Here is a 20971-nt window from a genome sequence, read left to right as displayed (position 1 = left end):
TTATTTAGGTGCTTTTCTAAGCAGGTAAAAGCCCAGTAAACCAAAAAATATGGTAGGCATAATTACGGCTGCAAAAGGAGGTAAGCCTCCCTTGGTAGAGAACATCTGTGTAAACTGGTTAAATACGATGTAAGCGAAGCTAATGAAGATTCCGATACCCAACGATACCCCGACTCCTCCGCGCACTTTACGCGATGATAGGGCTACGCCAATCAGGGTAAGTACAAAGGCCGAAAGTGGGTGCAGGTATCGTTTGTATTTTTCAAACTGCAGATCGTTCATAACGCCTGTTCCACGAATCTTTTCTTTTCTGATCTTATCCGACAGTTCTTTGGTAGTAAGATTTTGCACCACGTTATCATAGGCCGAAAAATCGTCGGGGCGCATATCCAATATCGTATCTTTAAGCTTGCCGTTACCGTAAATCATCGTTTCTTTCAACCCTTCAATCTTACGGATAGAATAATTGGTCAACTGCCATTTGCGCTTAAGCGAGTCCCATTTTATATTCTCGGCAACAATCTTTTTGGTGAGTACATCGCCACTAAAATTATCCAGCGAAAAGCGGTAACCTGAGTTGGTTTTGTTGTCGAAATTATCAATGTAGATATAGGTTTTATCATCCAGTTTCATGTGGATGTTGGATTTTGTTGACGGGTCGTTGCGCTTTACGTAGGTGTTTTCGAAGCGGTTTTTTAACGTATTGGTGTAAGGTAAAATGTAAAGGTTGGACAACAAGTTTGCCGAGAAAATGATGCTTGCCGAAACCAGATAGGGGAATAAAAACCGGTTAAAGCTTACTCCACCACTTAATATGGGTACGATTTCCGTTTGATCGGCCATTTTAGCGGTAAAGAAAATTACCGCAATAAAATTGATCAGCGGCGAGAGCATATTTACGTAAAAGGGGATGGAACCGGCATAATATTTAGTCAGAATGCCCCAGAAACTAAGCCCGCTCTTCATAAAATCGTCCATCTTTTCAGAAAGGTCGAACACTACAATTATGATCACAAAAATGGCCAGTGTATATATAAATGTACCCAGGTATTTGCCGATAATGTACCGATCTATAATTTTAATGTTGCCTTTGATGATGTTCATTTTATAGCTTATTGCCTAATATTTTAACCATTTTGTTTTTCCACTCGTAGAATTCGCCTGCAATAATCTTCTCTCTGGCCTGTTTTACCAGCCACAGATAGAAATGCAGGTTATGTAAGGTTGCAATCTGTGCGCCCAGCATTTCATTGCTGTGTACCAGGTGCCTTAAATATGCTTTGGTGGTTACCTGATCGGCATGCAGATCGCTTTCCGCATCAAGCGGAGAAAAATCATTCTCCCATTTTTTGTTCCTGATGTTGATTATACCGTTTCTGGTAAAAAGCATGCCATTTCTTGCGTTTCTGGTTGGCATTACACAATCAAACATATCAATTCCCAGCGCAATGTTCTCTAATATGTTAATCGGAGTACCAACGCCCATTAAATAACGTGGTTTTTCAACTGGTAATATATTGCATACCACTTCTGTCATGGCATACATTTCTTCTGCAGGCTCACCTACCGATAAACCACCTATGGCATTACCCTCGCGGTTCATGCTGGCAATAAATTCGGCCGATTTAATCCTTAAATCTTTGTATACAGAACCCTGAACAATCGGGAAAAGTGTTTGATCAAAGCCATATTTAGGCTGGGTATTATCAAAATGGGTACAGCAACGCTCTAACCAGCGGTGTGTCATTTTAATTGAATTTGCAGCGTAAGTGTAATCGCATGGATATGGGGTACACTCATCAAAGGCCATAATGATATCGGCACCAATGGTACGCTGGATATCCATGGCATATTCTGGCGTAAAAAGATGTTTCGAGCCATCAATATGCGAACGGAAAGTAACACCTTCTTCTTTAATTTTACGCACCTGACTTAAAGAATACACCTGATAACCACCGCTATCGGTTAAAATCGGGCGGTCCCAGCCAATAAATTTATGTAAACCACCTGCTTTTTCCAAAATATCGAGCCCTGGTCTTAAGTATAGGTGGTAGGTATTTCCGAGAATGATTTTTGCGTCAATATCATCTTTAAGCTCGCGTTGGTGTACGGCTTTTACCGTTCCGGCTGTGCCCACAGGCATAAAAATAGGGGTTTGTATTTCGCCATGGGCAGTTGTTACTGTTCCGGCTCTGGCTTTAGATAGTGGATCGTTAGCCTGTAAACTAAATTTCATCTGTATTTATTTATTTTTCTCCAATTGTCAGATGGAGCTTACCACCATCAAAATACGTTTTATTAGATACTAATTGTTATTTTGATGGCAGACGGTTCATATGTATTTTCCTCGTCAAAAATCTGCCAAAAATAGCAAAAATTGAGGGCATATTTTTGTTTAATTTTTTATCAACATAAAAGTGTTTTACAGATTAAAAATGAGAAATTTGCGCCTATTTATTTTACCATCGTGATATTAACTCCGCTTGAAATTATTCTGCTCTCGATACTGGGCTTCTGCCTTTTAGTTCAGCTTTATTATGTGCTCTTTGTTCATTTAAGGCTGGCGCGGGTAAGTATAGAAGAAGTACCTTTATCGGCCAGAAAACCCATTAGTGTAATTGTTTGTGCCAGAAACGAAATTGTAAACCTGGAGCAATATCTGCCTGCTCTATTGAGTCAGGATTACCCTGAATTTGAAGTGGTTGTGGTTAACGATCGTTCGTGGGATGGTACTGAAGAGTTTTTAGAAGCTTTTGAAAAGAAGCACCGTAACCTTAAAGTCGTTAAGATTTTAGATAACGATAAGTTTATTGCTGGTAAGAAATTTGCCGTTACCATGGGGATTAAAGCAGCTAAATACGATTGGCTGGTATTTACAGATGCGGATTGCATGCCGGCATCGAACCATTGGTTAATGGATATGCAGCAACCTGCTGATGAACAGACCGAAATTGTATTGGGCTACTCGCCATATATGAAAAAGAGAAGCCTTTTAAACGCGCTGATCCGCTTTGAAACCTTTTTTACTGCAGTTAATTACCTGTCTTTTGCCCTCAAAGGTATGCCTTATATGGGGGTTGGGCGTAACATGGCCTATAAAAAGTCGCTTTTTTTTAAGCACAAAGGCTTTGCGGCGCACATGCACATCCCTTCGGGCGACGATGATTTGTTTGTAAACGCACATGCCAATGCTTATAATACGGAGGTTCGTTTGCATCCGGATAGCCATGTTTGGAGCGAACCAAATAAAACCTGGGCAGGTTACCTGCGTCAAAAGAAACGTCATTTCGGTGCCGGAAAGCTTTATAAACCGAAGCACAAGTTTATTTTAACTGTACAGATCGTATTCCAGTTTTTGTTTTACGCTTTTTTTGCAGGTTGCATGTTTTTAAGTCGTGAAGCACAATATGTAGCTGCAGGTATTTTCGTATTTAGTGTCGTGATCAGGTGTTTTATTTATCCAAAACTACTTAAACGGTTAAACTATGGCGATTTGCGTTGGTGGTTCCCGATTTTAGATATACTTTTGTTTCTGTTTTTAATCCTGAACGGGTTTTTATCGATGTTTGGGAAGAAAAAAGTAAATTGGAAATAGTTCATAATCCTTTAGTAATTGCAATATGTCTGATGTAAAGCCAGAAATCGTTTTAAAATATTTTCCTGATCTAACAGCAAAACAGTTAGCGCAATTTTCGCAATTGTTTGATTTATATAGCTTTTGGAATGCACAGATCAATGTAATTTCGAGAAAAGATATTGAAGAATTATACGAGCGCCATGTGCTCCACTCATTGGGCATAGCCAAAATTTGTACTTTTAAAGCTGGCGAATCGGTACTGGATGTAGGTACCGGAGGCGGCTTTCCGGGTATTCCACTGGCTATTTTATTCCCTGAAACCCAGTTTTACCTGGTCGATTCGATAGGGAAAAAAATTAAGGTAGTTAAAGAGGTAGCAGCAGCATTGGGTTTGGAAAACCTACGTGCCGATCATTTAAGGGCTGAGCAGGTTAAAGAAAAATTCAATTTCGTAGTTTCGAGAGCGGTTACCCGTTTAGGCGAGTTTTATCCCTGGATACAAGGCAAGTTTAAAAAAGAATCGGTTAATGCAATTTCCAATGGTATTTTGTACCTAAAAGGTGGCGATTTAGCCGAAGAGATTAAAGAATCGAAACTGAAAGCAGAATTGTATCCGCTTTCAGCTTATTTTGAGGAAGATTTCTTTGAAACGAAGTACGTGGTTTACGTACCGCAGTAGTTACTGCTTTTTAATTGGGTGGCCCACAACTACAACTTCTTCAACCGGACCTCCTTTTATCTTTTTAACCGGAGTTGCATTTTTGCTGGCCGGTATGGAGTAGCCTGTAACAGTTACTGATTTCAATCGATTCTGGTCAGCTTTACCAGTGCTACTAATCGTTTGTGCGCCGTTATTATCATTAATTACAGATATACCTGTAAGGGTTTCACTGTCATTTCCACTCTTTGCAGCTTTAGGCTCAGCAGGTGGAGGTGGTGGTACCGATTTTCTGTTTTTGGTTGGTTTTGGCTCAATTGGCGGGGGTGGAGGTACCGATTTATCATCTCTTATTACTATTGGAGGAGGTAATTTTTTACCGTCCTTCTTAACAACAGGGGGCTGAATACGGATTTCTTCTACTTTCGGGGCTGCTTTCTTTGCTTTTGGAGAACCCGGCGCTACCGGTGGAGGTGGTGGAACCAGTTTTATTTGCTTTACTTTTTTTCGGGTATCCTGCAAAGCAAGGGTTAAGCTTTCCTTTTTTTGTCCTAGCTGGATGGTTCCATAATCTTTTGTAAATGCCGTAGTAGATAAACAGAGCATAAATCCGGTTATTGGGATAACGAATAACAATTTGAGCCTGGCCCATTTTGCTGATTTGGTTTGATTTAACATACTTATTCTATTTTTTAATAATGACGAATTAAAAAAATGATTGGTTAGGCTAACTTTTTGACTGCCATAAGAGTTTTGAATCAGAAACATGGCATATTCATACTTGGGAATATCTTTATTGGTGGTTACTTCATCTGCCAGGTATTCGTGAATGAGTTTAATATCATTTTTAATCAGGTAGGTGATTGGATTAAACCAACTGCTGATCTGGATTAGCTCGAATAACAAAATATCCAGGCTGTGCCTTTGCCTGATGTGAACCATTTCGTGCTTTAAAATGGTTGTTTTATGGTCAAGCCCGGGATCGATAAACAGTAAATTGAAGAATGAAAACGCCATTTTAGAGTTCTTCATTTCAATTAAGGTAATGCCATTTTCTTTGGTTTTTTTAGCCTTGCGAACAATACTTTGAAGGCGACCCAACCCACTGCAAATTTTTATAGTTAAACCCAGAGAAATCAGACAGTAAAATAACAGAAAGGCATTTTCAAAGGTTAGCAAAGTAGTTGGTTGCTGAATTGGGCTGAACGCAGCATAACTAATTACTACTTCTTCTTTTAGAAATCCCAATTGAAAAAATGGCAGTGTAAAAGAAAGTACCGTGCTGAAAATGAGATAATACCTGTTTAACCCATAAAAAGTTTCGCGGTGCAGGAATAATCTGTAAAACCCATAAAATATTACGAGATACAGATTGGCTTCGAGTAAATAATATAGCCAGCTCATCACTTGTTGTTTTTAAGTTTTTCTGCCAATTGGATAATTTCATCAAGTTCTTCGGTGCTCATACTCTTTTCTTTAACCAGAAACGAAACCAGACTTTCGTACGAGTTTTCGAAGTAATTGTTCATCACCTTGTTTAGTGCAAACCGCTTATAATCAGTTTCTTTTACTATAGGGAAATAGATGTAGGTATTGCCAATCGCCTTATGATCTACAAAACCTTTAGTTTCTAAAACCCTGATCACTGTTGAAACGGTATTGTAAGCGGGTTTTGGTTCGTTCATCTTTTCGATTACATCCTTTACCAGGGCTTCGCCCATTTCCCAAAGGATGAGCATAATCTGTTCTTCTGCTTTTGTGAGTTCTTTTATCATGGTAACTATTTTTATAGTTCGGTTAAATGAAGTTAATACTATAAAACTAGTTTTCAAACTATTTTTATAGTATTTTGTTTAATGTTCTGATAATCAGTTTATTATTTTTTATTAAAAATAAAGAAACAATAAAAAACCTGCCACATAGGGCAGGTTCTAATCTTTTTATAGCGGATGAAGAAGGTATAATTAAAATTTCTGTGATTTTTGAGGATTATCCATCATAATCATTTTGTCTTTAAGTAATTGTTGCAAGCCAGTTTGTGCATCAATACGTTTTACCACATCTAAAACTACACCGGCTGCTTTACTAAAAAATGCAGGGGTAATGGTACTGTATTCGTCTGTTGCTTTGTGGTAATCTTTATGGTCTTCTACACCAAAGTACAGGAAGGGGATATTTTTAGCATTAAATGCACCCTGATCGCTTTGGTTGGTCCAATCGTCGTGCCCTTGTTTAGGGTCATCGTGCCCTAAGCTAACTTTAATATTGGTTCGGGTGGTATCGATATATTGCTTTAAATCGGGATATTTAAAAGTACCACATACGTACAATTCGCCTTTATCACTATGGCTAATCATATCCATATTCAGGTTAATGGCAATGGTATTAACCGGCACCGGCGGATTGGCTACAAAGGCTTTTGCGCCTTGTAAACCCATTTCTTCAGCATCAAAAGCGGCGAAAATAATGGTGTTATTGGGTTTGTTTTTGGCATAGTAGGCTGCAATTTTTAGTAATCCGGCGGTACCTGATGCGTTATCATCGGCACCATTGAAAACCTCGTCTTTAACCACCCCCAAATGGTCGTAATGTGCCGAAACAACAATTACATTATTGCCCTTTCCGGGAATGTAACCAATAATGTTGGTGCCATTTACTTTGGTGCTGTTTCTGCTGTTAAATGTAAATTCCTGTGCATAATTTACATGCTGCGGATAGGATTTTAAGCCCAGTTTCTGAAAACGCGCTATAATATATGCCCTGGCCATTTCTGCACCTTTGGTACCTGTTTTCCGGCCCTGGTATGCATCTGATGAAAGCACTTCAACATCTTTTAGCAATTGGGTATCGAGCTTTTCGTTACTGGCTGTACTTTGGTTCTTTACTGATGAACAGCAGCTTAGCATCATGGCTAAGGGAATAATATAGAGGATTTTCATGAATAATAAGTGTTGCTGTCATTGCTTTTTGCCTCACAACGACGTATTGTTTAAATTTTCCTAAAGATATTAATTATTGGCGTATAGAAAGGAAAACGTTGTTAAAAGCACTGTATTGCGTTTATAAACCTGATGGAAACGGCAGACCGAGCTTTTCGCGAGGCTATAATGTACAGCAGGACTGAAGGCCGCCAAAGGCTGTTGTTTTCATTTTCAAATTGGAAAAACGCTAAAAAGATTGACTCACGAAAATCGGGACAGGTTACCCTTACAGTCCTCGTTTCAACGAGGATTATTGAGAAGTCCATTTTTAATGCACATAGATAAAAATGCATAGCGATAAAATCGCTTTTCTCATACATCCTCGTTACAAACGAGACGATGCATGTTACTGCTTTAGTCTTTTTGCTTTTTACTAAGCTTTTAAGCCGCTACTTCCCTCAAATCGACTGCTACAACCCTCGAAACGCCCTGTTCAACCATGGTAACGCCATAAATAATATCGGTACTGGCAATGGTACGTTTATTATGCGATACAATGATAAACTGCGATTGATCAGAGAATTTGCGGATAATATTGTTGAATTTATCGATGTTGGTATCATCCAATGGGGCATCAACCTCGTCGAAAATACAGAATGGGGCAGGTTTTAACAGGTACAGCGAAAACAGCAAGGCAGTTGCCGTTAAGGTTTTTTCGCCACCCGATAACTGGTTGATAGATAGCGGTCTTTTACCTTTCGGACGGGCTACAATATCGATGTCCGCTTCCAGCGGGTTGTGGATATCTGATAAAATCAGGTCGCAACTGTCTTCATCGTTAAATAAAGAGCGGAAAACTACGATGAAATGCTCGCGAGCCTGCGTGAAGGCCTGCATAAATTTATCTTTTGCCGTATCATCTATTTCTTTTATCGTTTGTAAAAGATCGGTTTTAGCGGCATTGAGGTCTTTTTTCTGGTTTTGGATAAAAGTATAACGCTCTTCCATTTCTTTGAAAGCTTCCATGGCCATCGAGTTAATGGCACCAAATTCATCCAGCTGGCGTTTCATTTTTTCTACCTTCTGGCGGATTTCAAATTCACTTTCAAGCGCTTCGATAGCGGTTTCAGTCTCCAAAAGATCGTTAATATCGATGTTAAACTCCACTGCCAAACGCTCTTTTAAAGCATTGAGATCAATTTTTAAGGCGTTCTTTTTATCCTTGATTTCGGTTAAGAGAAAATCGGTTTCTTCGCGGTTTTTGCGGATGTTGATTAAATTGTTCTCAACTTCGTTTATACTGCCTTTGATTTCGAAATACTCTTTTTCCGCTTCAGCAAGGCCTTTTTCCATTTCTTCACGCTGCTGATACATCTCTAAAAGGGTATCGTCGTTCAGGTCGGTATGTTGCAGCGTAGCTGTAATTTGGGTAAGCGCTTCCTGAAGTTCTTTATCGTTTTGGGCAATACGTTTGTTTAGTGCTTCTTCCTGCACAAAGCGGTAATCGAGATCTTTTTCTAAACCCGATAACTTATTTTGTTGCTGATGAAAACGGATATTATCCTGGTTGTATTTACCTGCATTATCGTTTACCAGATCGGCAATTTCCTGATAGTTAAGTTGCTGCTCCTGCAGGTTAATGTGATCCTGCTGTTGCTTTTTCTGTAGTTCTACCAATGCCGGTAGTTTTTCTGAAAGCGATTTTTCTATCGATACAATTTTTTGCGCGATATCTGTTTTGCGGTTTTCGCTGGTAGTAATAAACTCCTGGTACTGGTCGCGGCGGGTTTGCACAGAAATATGTTCGTTGTTTAAACGGTTCATTTCCTGTTGCAAAGCATTGATCTGATTAATTTTTGAAGCTTCTTTTAAATTGAAAATCTGATCGGTTTCGGCTTTAATGGCTTCGTTATATTTATTAATCAGCGATTCTGATGCTTTAATTTCTTTGGCTAAATTTTCTAAATTCTTGGCCCGGCCAATCCTTTTACCTTCAAATAAGCCAACCGAGCCACCTGCTAAAGTAAATTTGGTTTGCGCATATTTTCCGTTTTTGGCCAGTACAGTTAAGGTGTCGCCAGGTGTTGTTTTAAAGCGATTTTCTTGTTCGTTAACAGCGATATACACATTTTGCAAAAGCAAAGTGCAAAGATGCTGGTACTTTTTATCTACTTCGGTAACCGATAAAGCCGAAACCAAACCTTCATGTTCGGCCAGGTTAGGGGTTTTATCGGGTATGTTTTCTAAAATAAAGAAATTGGCACGGCCGCGGCTGGCATCTGTAAGGAGGTTAATGGCCTGAACAGCATCTGCATACTTCTCAACCACATAATGATTCATTACCGGTTCGAGGTAATTCTCTATCGCAATGCGATAATCTTCGTTACAGAATAAAATATCCGATAGGAGCAGGGCAGTTTTGGCAAAGGATGTATTTTTCTTTAAAAAGCGGATCGACTCCGGGAAACCTTCCAGACTATCAACCAGCGATTTAGTGAGATTGTACTCGTTCTGCTTAGCATCTTTTTTCCGGTTTTCTGATGTCAGTTTTTCTTTATTCGAACTCAGGTTTGTTTCGGAAGCAGCTAATTGTGTTTTTAATACTTCTTCTGCTTCAGTAAGGTTTTTAATGTTAGCCTGTTTCTCTCTCACCTGTATATCGAGCTCTGCCAAAGCATGGTCGAAAGCTTTTAATTCCAGGGTTTTAGTCTCGGTATCATCAACATTGCGGTTGGTTTCCTGTACCAGGGCATCTTTCTGGATATTAAAGATATCTATTTCCTTTTGCGATTGATAGACTGTACTTTGCAGTTCATTAAGTGATTTTAAGAGGTTATCGATCCGGTTTTTCTCGGTTTGCTGTTGCTCACGGAGGGTATCCAAAGTCGATTTCAAGATCTTTAAGTCCGATTCCAGCTTGTTAAAAACTTCGGTTTCGGTTAAAATTTCCTCATTCAGTCGCTTAATATTGTATTTAATGTGGTTAACCTGGTTTTTATCTTTTTCAAGTTCGCCCGATAAACGTGTTTCTTTTTCCTGTAAAAAACGCATCTGTTCGTTTTTTACTTTTTTCTCACTCTCGTAAGCGCGTATTTTAGAAACAAACTCGTTGGTGGCCTTTTGTTGTACGGAAAGGTTTTTCTCCTGACTAATACTGCCCACTTTAAGTTTTTGTAAATCAGCCTCGCCGGTATCAATTTTGGTGCTTAGCTCGGTACGGTTTAGCATTTGTTGCTGTTCCTGGGTTTCGAGTGCGGCTAAATCGGTACGGAAAAAGGCAATACGGTGGGTGGCCAGTTGTACACTTAACTCGCGGTATTGTTCTTTTAGTTTATAATAACGTTCTGCTTTACGGGCCTGATTTTCGAGTGTTTTCAGGTTCTTTTCAATTTCGAAAAGTAAATCTTCTACCCGTTCTAAATCAGTTTCTGTATCTTTTAACTTGTTGAATGTCTGTCTTTTGCGTAACTTGTATTTTGAAATACCCGAAGCTTCTTCGAACAGCGACCTGCGACTATGCTCTTTGTTGGTGATAATTTCATCCACCATTTTAAGCTCGATAATCGAGTAACTGTCAGAGCCAATTCCTGTATCCAGAAAAAGGTCGGTAATATCTTTTAACCTGCACTGCACATCGTTTAAACGGTATTCGCTATCGCCGTTCCGATACAGTTTACGGGTTACGGTAACCTGCGAATAGGCTGTAGGCAGAATATTTTTGGTGTTATCGAAACTGAGCGAAACTTCAGCAAGCTGGGCCTGTTTCCGGTTTTTGGTACCATTAAAAATAATGTTCTCCATTTTCTCCGAACGGAGTGCTTTTGTGCTTTGTTCGCCCAAAACCCAGCGCATGGCATCAATTACATTCGATTTTCCGCAACCATTAGGTCCCACAATAGCCGTAACCCCCTCATTAAAGTTGATGGTTACTTTATCGCCAAAGCTCTTAAAACCTTTGATTTCTAACTTAGTAAGCTGCATGGTTGTATTCGGGAAAAACCGACCCCAATATTAAGGATAATTTTGGGCTTTCAGGGCAACAATTTTAAAAAAATAAGCCATATTTGGTGTTAGAATCAATTTATGGATATAGAATCTTTTTATACGGGCTATCTTACCGCACAAGGTGATAAAATTTATCTCGGGGATAAAATCAGGGGCAAGTTTTTCTATAAAATGCAGGTTCAGTATGAGATGGAAACGCAATCTTTTGTACTGGTTTCTCAAAATTCGCAATCGCCTTACCGAAAATATCTTGTTTCTGACCTGGAAAAAATTAATGGATTGAGCATTGTTGGTAACCACTTATTCTTTAAGGAACCCAAAGTAGGGGAAAAGGTAAAAATTACTGTTGATAATAAGGGTGATGATTTTCCTTTCGGTAGCCTGGTCGAAGTTACGGAGGTTGTAGATGAATGGAATATTCAGGCTAAATCTTTGGTAAACGGGCAGTTGGTACAACTCAAAAGCGGCGAATTTTTGGAAGATAGATCTGGTTGGTAGGGGAATAGAATTAAGTTATTTTCTTAACAATTCGCATTCTTATATTGGTAACAAAAAGCGCATCTAAACTTTAGTTGTCACGTTGAGCCTGTCGAAACGCCTCCAAAAGTGTTGAGGTAAGCCCTTCGGCAGGTTACCATTGACAGATCTAATAGAAGATCGTCATTTCGACTGAAGCGAAGCGTAACGGAGAAATCTATAGAGGTAGATTTCTCGACTACGTTGCACTCCGCTCGAAATGACGACTCCGGAGGGGCTGTCACTAATGTTGATTTTATCTAATAAATTAACCCTCAGGGTTACAATTTATAGAAAACTACTTTACAATCATCAGTTTTGCGAATTTGAGTAGCAATTGCTTATTGCCCAATCCCTGGAAAAATACCGTTGCTTTAACGTCAGGCAGCGATCCTTCTAAACTGATTATCTTGCCAAAACCGAATTTTTCGTGCTCTACTTCCATGCCACCCTGAAACTCGTGTGGTTGCGAAGGTGTAAAACCAGCTGTTGGCACATGCGCCTTTGCCAGTAAAGACGTGGTTTTAGGGCGTACGGGTGGGGTAGAAGTGGTTGTTCCTGCCGGTTTGGGCTTACTGAAGAAATCGCGTGGCTGCGAAGTCCAGGTTTTGCGTTCATCATCAAAACTGCCTTCAATTGAATTTGATCTGGCTGGTTTAACATCCAGCTCCAAAAATTTCGGACTAATTTCGTTGATGAAACGACTTGGTTCGCAGTTGGTTAGGGTTCCCCAACGGTAACGTGAGGTAGCATAAGTTAAGGTTAATTTTACCTCTGCCCGGGTAATGGCCACATAAAACAAACGGCGTTCTTCTTCTAAATCGGTACGGTTAGTGAGCGACATTTGAGAAGGGAAAAGATTCTCTTCCAATCCCACTATAAATACGTTCTTAAACTCCAAACCTTTTGCCGAGTGGATGGTCATTAAGGAAACGCTATCCTTGTTTTTATCGCCGTCCTTGTCATCGTTGGTTAAAAGGGCAACATCCTGCATAAAAACTTCAAGGCCTTTTTCCTCGATATCTTCACGTTCAGCGAATTCCTTAATACCATTTAGCAATTCCTGGATGTTTTCGTAACGGCTACGGCCTTCTACGCTATCGTCGGTATATAATTCTTTTAAAATACCGGCATGTTGCGCAATAAATAAGGCTGCATCGTAAGCATCCAGCTTTTTGGCTTCGGCCTGGAAGCTTTGCACCATCGTAGCAAAATCATTCAGCTGGTTGGCTAAACGGCCATCTAAGTACATGTGGGCATTAGCAATAACTTCCCACATGGTTTTGCCATGCTGATCGGCAGCTACAATGATTTTATCCACAGAGGTATCGCCAATACCGCGTTTAGGATAGTTAATTACCCTTTTTATGGCCTCTTCATCCTTCGGATTAAAAGTTAAGCGGAAGTAGGCAATTAAATCTTTAATCTCTTTGCGCTGGTAGAACGATTGACCGCCAAATATCTTGTAAGGGATGTTTAATTTACGCAAACCCTCCTCCATGGCCCTGCTTTGGGCATTGGTACGGTATAAAATGGCAAAATCGCTATGCTGAAGTCCTTTGCTGGTCCGTTCCTGGATAATGGCTTCGGCAACTAATTTACCTTCTTCATTGTCGGTAAAAGCACGCGAAACTTTAATGCGTTCGCCAGGCTCATTGTCAGAAAAGACATTTTTTTCGAGCTGGTTTTTGTTGTTGGCAATGATACTGCTTGCTGCATCAACAATATTTTGGGTAGAGCGGTAATTTTGCTCTAACTTATATACTTTTAAATCAGGATAATCGCGTTCGAAATTTAAGATGTTTTGGATATTTGCCCCACGGAAAGCGTAGATACTCTGTGCATCATCGCCCACTACGCAGATATTCTGATAAGCAGCAGCCAGTTTTTTCACAATGGTATATTGCGAAAAGTTGGTATCCTGGTACTCATCCACCATCAGGTACCTGAATTTTTGCTGGTATTTATTCAGTACATCCGGGTGTTCTTTAAGCAGGATATTGGTTTTGAACAATAAATCGTCGAAATCCACTGCCCCAGCCCTAAAACAACGTTTGGCATAAGTTTCGTAAATCTGGCCAATTAAAGGGCGTTTATTCTGGATATCTTCGGCCTGGATCTGATCGTTGGCCTGGTATTCGCCCCACGAGATCAGGTTATTTTTAGCAGAAGAAATGCGGCTGAAAACAAAATTGGCCGCATATAATTTATCATCGAGCTGCATTTCTTTCAAAATGGCCCTGAGTACGCTTTTGCTATCGTCGGTATCGTAAATGGTAAAATTGTTTGGATAACCGATTTTTTCGGCTTCAACACGTAAAATTTTGGCAAAAACAGAGTGGAAAGTTCCCATCCAGATGTTTTTTGCCTCGGCACCCACCACTTTACTGATACGCTCGCGCATATCTTTACTGGCTTTGTTGGTAAAGGTAAGTACCAATATGTTAAACGGATCGGTACCAGTTTGGATAAGGTGAGCCACGCGGAACGTAATTACGCGGGTTTTACCAGATCCGGCACCTGCAACAATCATTACCGGTCCTTTTGTATTCTCTACTGCAGCTCTTTGCTGCGGGTTTAATCCTTTTAAATAATCCAATTCGGCTCCTATTTTTTTGAGGTTCAAAAATAAGAATTCCCTGGTTTTTTAATGAGATTGTGGAGAAATAGCAGAGAAAATCTTTTGAAAATCAGAATCTATGTATCCAGATGTCTGTTTTGCTGCAGCTGCTACACCGAACCATTTTTAACGGCCCAATCTACCATCGAATCGAGCACAGCGAAAAGATCTTCGCCCGGTTTGGTCAGGCTGTAGGTAACAACAGGCGGAACAACAGCTTGCGCATCCCTGTACACAATAGCATCGGCTTGTAGCTGCTTCAAATGTTGAATCAGCATCTTTTCGGTGATCTGTGGAATGGCCCGTTTCAGTTCGCTGTAGCGTTTAGGCCCACTCATTAAATGGTAAATGATGATTGGTTTCCAATAACCGCCGATTTTTTCCATTACAAAGGTTACGGGGCAGCTGGTTAATGCCACGCCCTTGTTAAAATTTCTGGTCGAACTCTCTTTAACTGCTGTCATGTTTACATACTTTGGGGTAAGTACTTGTATAAAAGTAAGTACAAATATAGCTTTGTATTCATAATTTAAAAACAAAATATCATGAAAATCACATTAACAGGATCGTTAGGAAATATTACCAAACCACTTGCCGAAACTTTGGTTGCCAAAGGCTACGAAGTAAAAATTATTAGCAGCAATCCCGATAGGGCCGAAGCCATTAAAGCGCTTGGCGCTATTCCATTAATTGGCAGCGTAGCTGACACTGCATTTTTAACAGCCGCCTTTACGGGTGCCGATGCGGTTTACACTATGGTACCTCCCGATTTTTCGGTGCCTAAGTTTAAGGCTTATATTAGTGAAATTGGTAAAAACTATGCGGTGGCTATTCAGCAATCGGGGGTGAAGAAGGTAGTGAATTTAAGTAGTGTAGGAGCCGATTTGCCAGATGGAACCGGGCCAATTGCCGGATTGCATGAAGTAGAAAAAACTTTCGCCCAACTGGATGGGGTAGCTGTTAAACATTTGCGTGCAGGTTATTTCTATATCAATTTCCTGGCAAACATCGATATGGTAAAGCACGCCAATATTTTAGGTTCTAACTTTGGTGCCGGTGCAAAATTGGTATTGGTGCACCCAGGCCACATTGCCAAAGTAGCTGCCGAAGCATTTGAAGATAATTTTACCGGAAAAAGCGTGCAGTATGTAGCCAGTGATGATGAAAGTACACCGGCAGATGTAGCTAAAGCCCTTGGTTCTGCAGTGGGTAAACCAGCGTTACCATGGATTGAATTTAGCGATGAAGATGCTTTTAACGGAATGACAGGCGCAGGTTTGCCCGAAGAAATTGCTAAAAACTATGTAGAAATGGGCGATGCCATCAGGAGTAATGTACTTTTTGTAGATTATTATAAAAACAGGCCGGTTTTGGGTGGCGCTAGCCTTCAGGATTTTGCAGCTGAGTTTGCCACAGCTTACAACAGCTAATTTACTTAAAGTTGCCTGGTTTTGAAACCGGGCAACTGTTTTTATGTTTACATCCAGCTTTCGTTTTGGTGCTCTACCTGGTACAGCCAATAATTTGCCAGCTGTTTAATTTCGGTGTAGTTACCATATTTAAAATTAATCTGACCTGCGGCAGTGTGCAGGCACAAATGCCCAACATCTACACCTTTATGCCAAGGGTATTGAAATGTTGTAATGGCTTGTATTTTAGCGGGTGTGATTATTTCGTAAGAGATATCCCAGATACCGCTCTTTTTAACAATAAACTCATCGCTAACCGAAATACGGTGTTTTTTGTAACTGATATAAATCATTACAATACCAGCAAGCAAATAAATAGCTGCTGCAGCTATAAAAGATTTAACCTCAGGAACATTTAAAGCAACAACCAGAAAAATAATCACTGGAAAAACCAGTTTAAAGAAAATGGGCAGGTTTAAAAAACGCCAGTTGGGAATAAAGGTTGTATTTGTCTGGGGAAGCTTACTCAATATCATGCGTAGCAATTCATCGCGCTCGGTAGGGTTACAGCCCGGAATTTCCATGGTATTGCCCTGCATTTCATGTCCCTTCTTGCTTTCGCCAAAATGTGCCTGCTTTAAACTTACATTCAGCATATTCAGCTTCTTCTGGAAATAATTTTGGCTGTATTTGGTAATCTGCACTTTGGTGGGGTTAACCAGTGTGTTTTTCTTCGCAATTAATCCTGATGAGAGGAGCAGGGCATCTTTGTGTTGACTAATTTGAAGCTCAAAATACTTGTAAAAAGTCCTGACCATGTTGATTACAAGCAAAACAACCAACAATACGCCAATTAATATTAATGCTGTTACGATGGTTAACATGCCGGTAACGGTGCTTTCTATTGCGTTTTTATCAATCTTAAGTCCGTCTAACAGCTGTCTGCCCTCGTAAATTACCGTATAAAAGAATGCAGCAAGCAGTGCCAGGCTCTGTCCGTAATTTGAAGTAAGCCCAACCTTAAACAAAGTCCATGAGCTTATTTTTAAAAACGGAGTTTCTTCAACAATTTGAGCCGCTGTATCCGCTTCCGGTTGGTTTTCTTCAGCAACTTTTCTATCTAGTAAATGTGCTTTGAGGTTGTATGCGGAAGTTTCATCAATGGCCTTAATGCTTACTTCTTCGCCGTGCGTGCCCGCAGTATCTATTTTTAAGCCGTAAACACCTATAATTTTCTGTAGGATAGATTGATTAATATTAACCTGCTGGATTTTATCGAGCTGGATAATTACCTGATCCCGATTTAATATCCCTTTATTTACCACAAATTCCTGTTTTTCTTTATCTAAAAAGAAAGTGAACTTTAAATACCAGAGGTAAGCAAAAAAGAAACTGAGCAGCAACAGCACAACAACGCCCACCAAAACATAAAGGATATGGTGGAATGGCATTTTAATAAAGGCTAAAACGAAAATAAAAAAAGTAGCCTTTACAATCTTTAAAAAGGTATGAGCGGCCATTACAATAATACCGGCTGCCGATTGTCGCTGAGGTTTACTGAAATCTACGTTCATTGTTGCGTTTGTTCAATGGGTTTGTTTTCAGTTAAATCAAGTTTGTTTAAGAGTAAATCTCTGATGCTTTTAGCCTCTTCAATCGGGACGCCAGAAATGTGGATATGCCCCGTTTGGCCGCCTGCTGTAAAGAGTTGCAGCGATCCCAGGTGAAAAAACCTGGATAAAATACCTTCGTTGAGCTCGATATGCTGGATTCTGTTTAAGGGTACAATGGTGGTAGATTCTGCTATGATACCGCTTTTATATATCACATCGTGTGTGCGGATGGCATAACCCCTTTTCTTAAAACTAGCCCTGTACAGGAGGAATAATATAGCTGCAAATACTACGTAAACAGCAGTTATTAAGAAGGTGTAGCCCCTGATTTCATTGATGAAAATCAACAAAATAGCTGCGCCTGCTCCGATGGTGCTTAAGAAAACAGACAGGTTAATGCAGATGATTTTCCAGTAATCGGAGTGAGGATGTTGAAGTGCTATTTCTTCGTATTTAGGAAGTGAACTGATATCGATCACCTCATTGATAAAAGTTTCTGTTGGCATTGTTAAAGATATAAAACAAATTAATCAGGTATGTGACTAATGATTAATTGTTTTGTTACCGCGCAACGATAAACTTTTTGGCCGAATTGTACTGACCTGAATCTGAAGAGATTTTAAAAAAATAAATGCCGGGAACAAAGGTAGAAGTGTTAATCTCCAATGTGTGTTTGCCGGTGTTTAAGTACTCGTTTACAACAGTTTTGACCAAACGGCCCATTAAATCGTAAATCTGGATATTGATTTTATCTGATTCGGGCAGCACCACATCAATAAAGGTTTGCATGGAAGCAGGGTTGGGGTAGTTCTGCGTGACTGTAAACTTTAAGAACTTATCAAAAATAGCTTTGTTTATGGCATCGAAAATAACATAACTTACCAATCTGTAACCGCGCGTATTGGGGTGAAAAGGATCCTGATAGAGCGAGAAATCTCTTCTCATAGCAGCGTTAACATCGGCCAGATAGATTTTGTATTCTGCTGCAAGGCGTCTGTATCCTGCATTAATACTTCTAATGTGGGCATTTACAGTAACATAAGATTTGATGTTACGGTCATCTATATTTTGCAGGGTGCATAAAATAGGTACCAGCTTTTGTTTCAGGCTGGCTGTAATAAAAGCGCGCATGTTGGCGATGGTTTCAGCAACGCTTCCTTTACCTGCAGTAATGGCTATTGCATCGTTAATCCCCATGTCTATTACAATAAAGCCGGTTCTGTTGCTTATGGCATTGTCAATTCTCAGTAGCCCCTGAAAAGTCGTTTGTCCGCCAATACCATGGTTGGTTATATCTACAATTTTATTGGTGTAGCAATTTAAAAAATTGTTTTTCAGCATGGTTTGAAAACCTTGCCCGTTTACCCCTTCAACAGTACTGGCTCCAAAAGTTACAATGTTGATGCTATCTTTCGAATAATACTGGGCAGCTTCGGGGCAGCTAACACGTGTTGGGCTCTGATTTGGGGCTGGAGTCTGCGCAAAAGACGAATTGCAAACACAAAGCAGTAGCAGCGATAAAAATACTAGTGCACTATGCTTCATTGTAAAATTTCTTTCTTTGCAGGTTTAAGGATATCTGTTTGCGCAATGTACAAAAAAGTAAATATAAATTAAGTCCTCTGTTTTCTTTTTTTACAAACAATAAACCATTTTTTTGTATTTGTTGGCAGACGAGTTTGGGATGATAAAAAAGTACGGGCTTATATCTTGTGTTGCAATGCAATGGCCAACCCGGATAGTTTTACGGTTAGGTAACGATAATTTGGATTGTATTTGGTGTCGTTTATCAGGTAAAACCTATATTTGCCCAAACTAATTTTGTTATGCAAGAAATTAAAAAATACGTAGAAACGCACAAACAACGTTTTTTAGATGAATTGTTTGAGTTATTGCGTTTTCCATCGGTTAGTGCCGATCCTAAATATAAAGGTGATGTTTTAAAAACTGCCGATTATGTAGCACAGAAACTGAAGGATGCAGGTGCCGATAACGTAGAAATCTGTCCAACTGCCGGATATCCTATTGTTTATGGCGAAAAAATTATTGATGCCGCTTTACCCACTGTTTTAATATATGGTCATTACGATGTGCAGCCAGCTGATCCGTTAGAATTATGGCATACGCCTCCATTCGAGCCAACTGTTCGCGACGGTAAAATTTATGCACGTGGTGCCTGCGACGATAAAGGTCAGTTTTACATGCACGTAAAGGCATTCGAACTGATGATGGAGACCAATACCCTGGCTTGTAACGTTAAGTTTATGATTGAGGGTGAGGAAGAGGTTGGCTCAGCTAATCTTGGTATTTTTGTTAAGGACAATGCCGAACGCCTGAAAGCTGATGTAGTTTTAATTTCTGATACTTCGATGATTAGCATGGAGCATCCATCAATCGAAACAGGATTGCGTGGACTTGCCTATATGGAAGTAGAAGTGGTAGGACCGAACCGCGATTTACACTCAGGTGTTTATGGTGGAGCAGTAGCAAACCCCGCTACTATTCTTTGCAAAATGATTGCTTCTTTACACGACGAAAATAACCACATCACTATTCCGGCTTTTTATGATAAAGTGGTGGAATTATCAGACGAGGAGAAAAAAGCATTAAATGCTGCGCCTTATGATGAAGCAGAATACAAGAAAGATCTTGATATTGAAGAGGTTTGGGGCGAAAAAGGCTATTCTACCTTAGAACGTACCGGTACCAGACCAACTTTAGAAGTTAACGGTATCTGGAGCGGTTATATTGGCGAGGGAGCTAAAACCGTATTGCCAAGTAAAGCCAATGCCAAAATTTCGATGCGTTTGGTGCCAAACCAAAACTCAGAAGAAATTGCCGAAATTTTTACTAAACACTTCGAAAGCATTGCCCCTAAAAATGTAAAAGTAAAAGTTACTCCGCATCATGGTGGCGAACCGGTGGTAACCCCAACCGATAGTGTAGCTTACAAGGCTGCCGAAAAAGCTATTGAAGATAGTTTCGGTAAAACTGCTATTCCAACCCGTGGTGGAGGTAGTATTCCAATTGTGGCGTTGTTTGAAGATGTTTTAGGTATTAAATCGGTACTTTTTGGTTTTGGTTTAGATAGCGATGCATTGCACTCACCAAACGAGAAATACGATATCTATAATTACTACAAAGGAATTGAAACCCTTCCTTTGTTTCATAAATATTTCGCAGAACTAAGTAAATAAACTTCTTTTCTGTCCATTAATCCCTGTTTGGTTTAATGCTAAACAGGGATTTTTTTTGAAAATTAACACCCTTATTTCATCAGAGGTAAAAATGCTACTTTTTAACCGCAAAGCACGCAGAGCGTAACGCAAAGGCCCCTAAAGCTGTAAATTGTTTCCAGAACCTGAACGCTGCTTTTTTTTAAACCACAAAGAACAAAAAGAAAATACACAGCGTACAAGAAGAGTAAGGTTATGCGTTATTGAATACGTCATTCTGGCGCATTCCAGAATCTCTATTTTTTAATCAGGAAAGTATTGAGCAATATACCTCAGTACTTCTCTGTGAAAACTCAACGCCCTCTGTGGTTAGTTGTTTTTTTAGCAATTGGATAAATAGGCTCCCTGCTCAGCGTCCTTCGCGCCATTTCTTCACGTACTTTGCGGTTAAACAGATTTTTTTCTAAATTGTACCC

At 39.8% G+C, this 20971-nt stretch carries 16 protein-coding genes; 5 read left to right on the top strand and 11 right to left on the bottom strand.

Annotation, left to right across the window (positions count from 1 at the left end):
- Positions 1–1104 (bottom strand): LptF/LptG family permease, encoded by a 1104-nt coding sequence (locus HWV58_RS13580; protein ID WP_124561287.1) that lies wholly within the window; start codon positions 1102–1104, stop codon positions 1–3.
- A 1-nt stretch (position 1105) separates the two neighbouring features.
- Positions 1106–2236 carry a tRNA guanosine(34) transglycosylase Tgt gene (gene tgt, locus HWV58_RS13575; RefSeq protein ID WP_175634621.1) on the bottom strand — a complete coding sequence of 377 codons (1131 nt, stop codon included), beginning with the start codon at positions 2234–2236 and terminating at the stop codon, positions 1106–1108.
- Between the two features lie 231 nt (positions 2237–2467).
- Between tgt and HWV58_RS13570 the strand changes: the two genes are divergently transcribed.
- Complete coding sequence (locus tag HWV58_RS13570) at positions 2468–3595, top strand: glycosyltransferase (protein WP_235972730.1); 1128 nt, start codon at positions 2468–2470, stop codon at positions 3593–3595.
- Positions 3596–3620: 25 nt separating this feature from the next.
- Positions 3621–4256, top strand: a complete 636-nt coding sequence (rsmG, locus tag HWV58_RS13565) for a 16S rRNA (guanine(527)-N(7))-methyltransferase RsmG (protein ID WP_175634620.1) — start codon at positions 3621–3623, stop codon at positions 4254–4256.
- Here the strand turns inward: rsmG and HWV58_RS13560 are convergent, their stop codons facing one another.
- The 4 genes from HWV58_RS13560 to smc form a co-directional block, all read right to left on the bottom strand.
- Complete coding sequence (locus HWV58_RS13560) at positions 4257–5639, bottom strand: M56 family metallopeptidase (RefSeq protein WP_175634619.1); 1383 nt, start codon at positions 5637–5639, stop codon at positions 4257–4259.
- Positions 5639–6010: a BlaI/MecI/CopY family transcriptional regulator gene (locus HWV58_RS13555; RefSeq protein WP_175634618.1), complete on the bottom strand. Its 372-nt coding sequence runs from the start codon at positions 6008–6010 to the stop codon at positions 5639–5641. The genes HWV58_RS13560 and HWV58_RS13555 overlap by 1 nt, the downstream gene beginning before the upstream one ends.
- A 189-nt stretch (positions 6011–6199) precedes the next feature.
- On the bottom strand, positions 6200–7174 hold the full coding sequence (locus HWV58_RS13550) for a M28 family peptidase (RefSeq protein ID WP_175634617.1): 975 nt from the start codon (positions 7172–7174) through the stop codon (positions 6200–6202).
- A 423-nt stretch (positions 7175–7597) separates the two neighbouring features.
- On the bottom strand, positions 7598–11137 hold the full coding sequence (gene smc, locus HWV58_RS13545; protein WP_175634616.1) for a chromosome segregation protein SMC: 3540 nt from the start codon (positions 11135–11137) through the stop codon (positions 7598–7600).
- A gap of 102 nt (positions 11138–11239) precedes the next feature.
- Here smc and HWV58_RS13540 point away from each other — a divergent pair, with 102 nt between their 5' ends.
- On the top strand, positions 11240–11659 hold the full coding sequence (locus HWV58_RS13540; RefSeq protein WP_175634615.1) for a hypothetical protein: 420 nt from the start codon (positions 11240–11242) through the stop codon (positions 11657–11659).
- A gap of 316 nt (positions 11660–11975) precedes the next feature.
- Here the strand turns inward: HWV58_RS13540 and HWV58_RS13535 are convergent, their stop codons facing one another.
- Together HWV58_RS13535 and HWV58_RS13530 are read right to left on the bottom strand one after the other, a co-directional pair.
- A complete protein-coding gene (locus HWV58_RS13535; RefSeq protein ID WP_175634643.1) occupies positions 11976–14276 on the bottom strand; it encodes an ATP-dependent helicase in 2301 nt (766 codons plus the stop codon).
- A 131-nt stretch (positions 14277–14407) separates the two neighbouring features.
- On the bottom strand, positions 14408–14761 hold the full coding sequence (locus tag HWV58_RS13530; RefSeq protein WP_175634614.1) for a winged helix-turn-helix transcriptional regulator: 354 nt from the start codon (positions 14759–14761) through the stop codon (positions 14408–14410).
- A gap of 81 nt (positions 14762–14842) precedes the next feature.
- On the opposite strand from HWV58_RS13530, the gene HWV58_RS13525 reads away from it, so the two are divergent.
- On the top strand, positions 14843–15727 hold the full coding sequence (locus HWV58_RS13525) for an NmrA family NAD(P)-binding protein (protein ID WP_175634613.1): 885 nt from the start codon (positions 14843–14845) through the stop codon (positions 15725–15727).
- Between the two features lie 47 nt (positions 15728–15774).
- On the opposite strand, the gene HWV58_RS13520 is transcribed toward HWV58_RS13525, so the two are convergent.
- From HWV58_RS13520 to HWV58_RS13510, 3 genes are read right to left on the bottom strand one after another with little or no spacing between them, the layout of a single operon-like run.
- Positions 15775–17280 carry a PH domain-containing protein gene (locus tag HWV58_RS13520; protein WP_175634612.1) on the bottom strand — a complete coding sequence of 502 codons (1506 nt, stop codon included), beginning with the start codon at positions 17278–17280 and terminating at the stop codon, positions 15775–15777.
- Positions 17277–17825 (bottom strand): PH domain-containing protein, encoded by a 549-nt coding sequence (locus HWV58_RS13515; RefSeq protein ID WP_175634611.1) that lies wholly within the window; start codon positions 17823–17825, stop codon positions 17277–17279. The genes HWV58_RS13520 and HWV58_RS13515 overlap by 4 nt, the downstream gene beginning before the upstream one ends.
- A gap of 55 nt (positions 17826–17880) precedes the next feature.
- Positions 17881–18864, bottom strand: a complete 984-nt coding sequence (locus HWV58_RS13510; RefSeq protein WP_175634610.1) for a GDSL-type esterase/lipase family protein — start codon at positions 18862–18864, stop codon at positions 17881–17883.
- Positions 18865–19145: 281 nt separating this feature from the next.
- Here HWV58_RS13510 and HWV58_RS13505 point away from each other — a divergent pair, with 281 nt between their 5' ends.
- Positions 19146–20516 (top strand): dipeptidase, encoded by a 1371-nt coding sequence (locus HWV58_RS13505; RefSeq protein WP_175634609.1) that lies wholly within the window; start codon positions 19146–19148, stop codon positions 20514–20516.
- The last annotated feature ends 455 nt before the right edge of the window (positions 20517–20971 follow it).

Origin of the sequence: Pedobacter ghigonis (assembly GCF_903166585.1) — a bacterium.
Taxonomy (GTDB): Bacteria; Bacteroidota; Bacteroidia; order Sphingobacteriales; family Sphingobacteriaceae; genus Pedobacter; species Pedobacter ghigonis.
The sequence above is the reverse complement of the archived record's forward strand: the minus strand, read 5'-3'. Positions and strand labels throughout refer to the sequence as shown.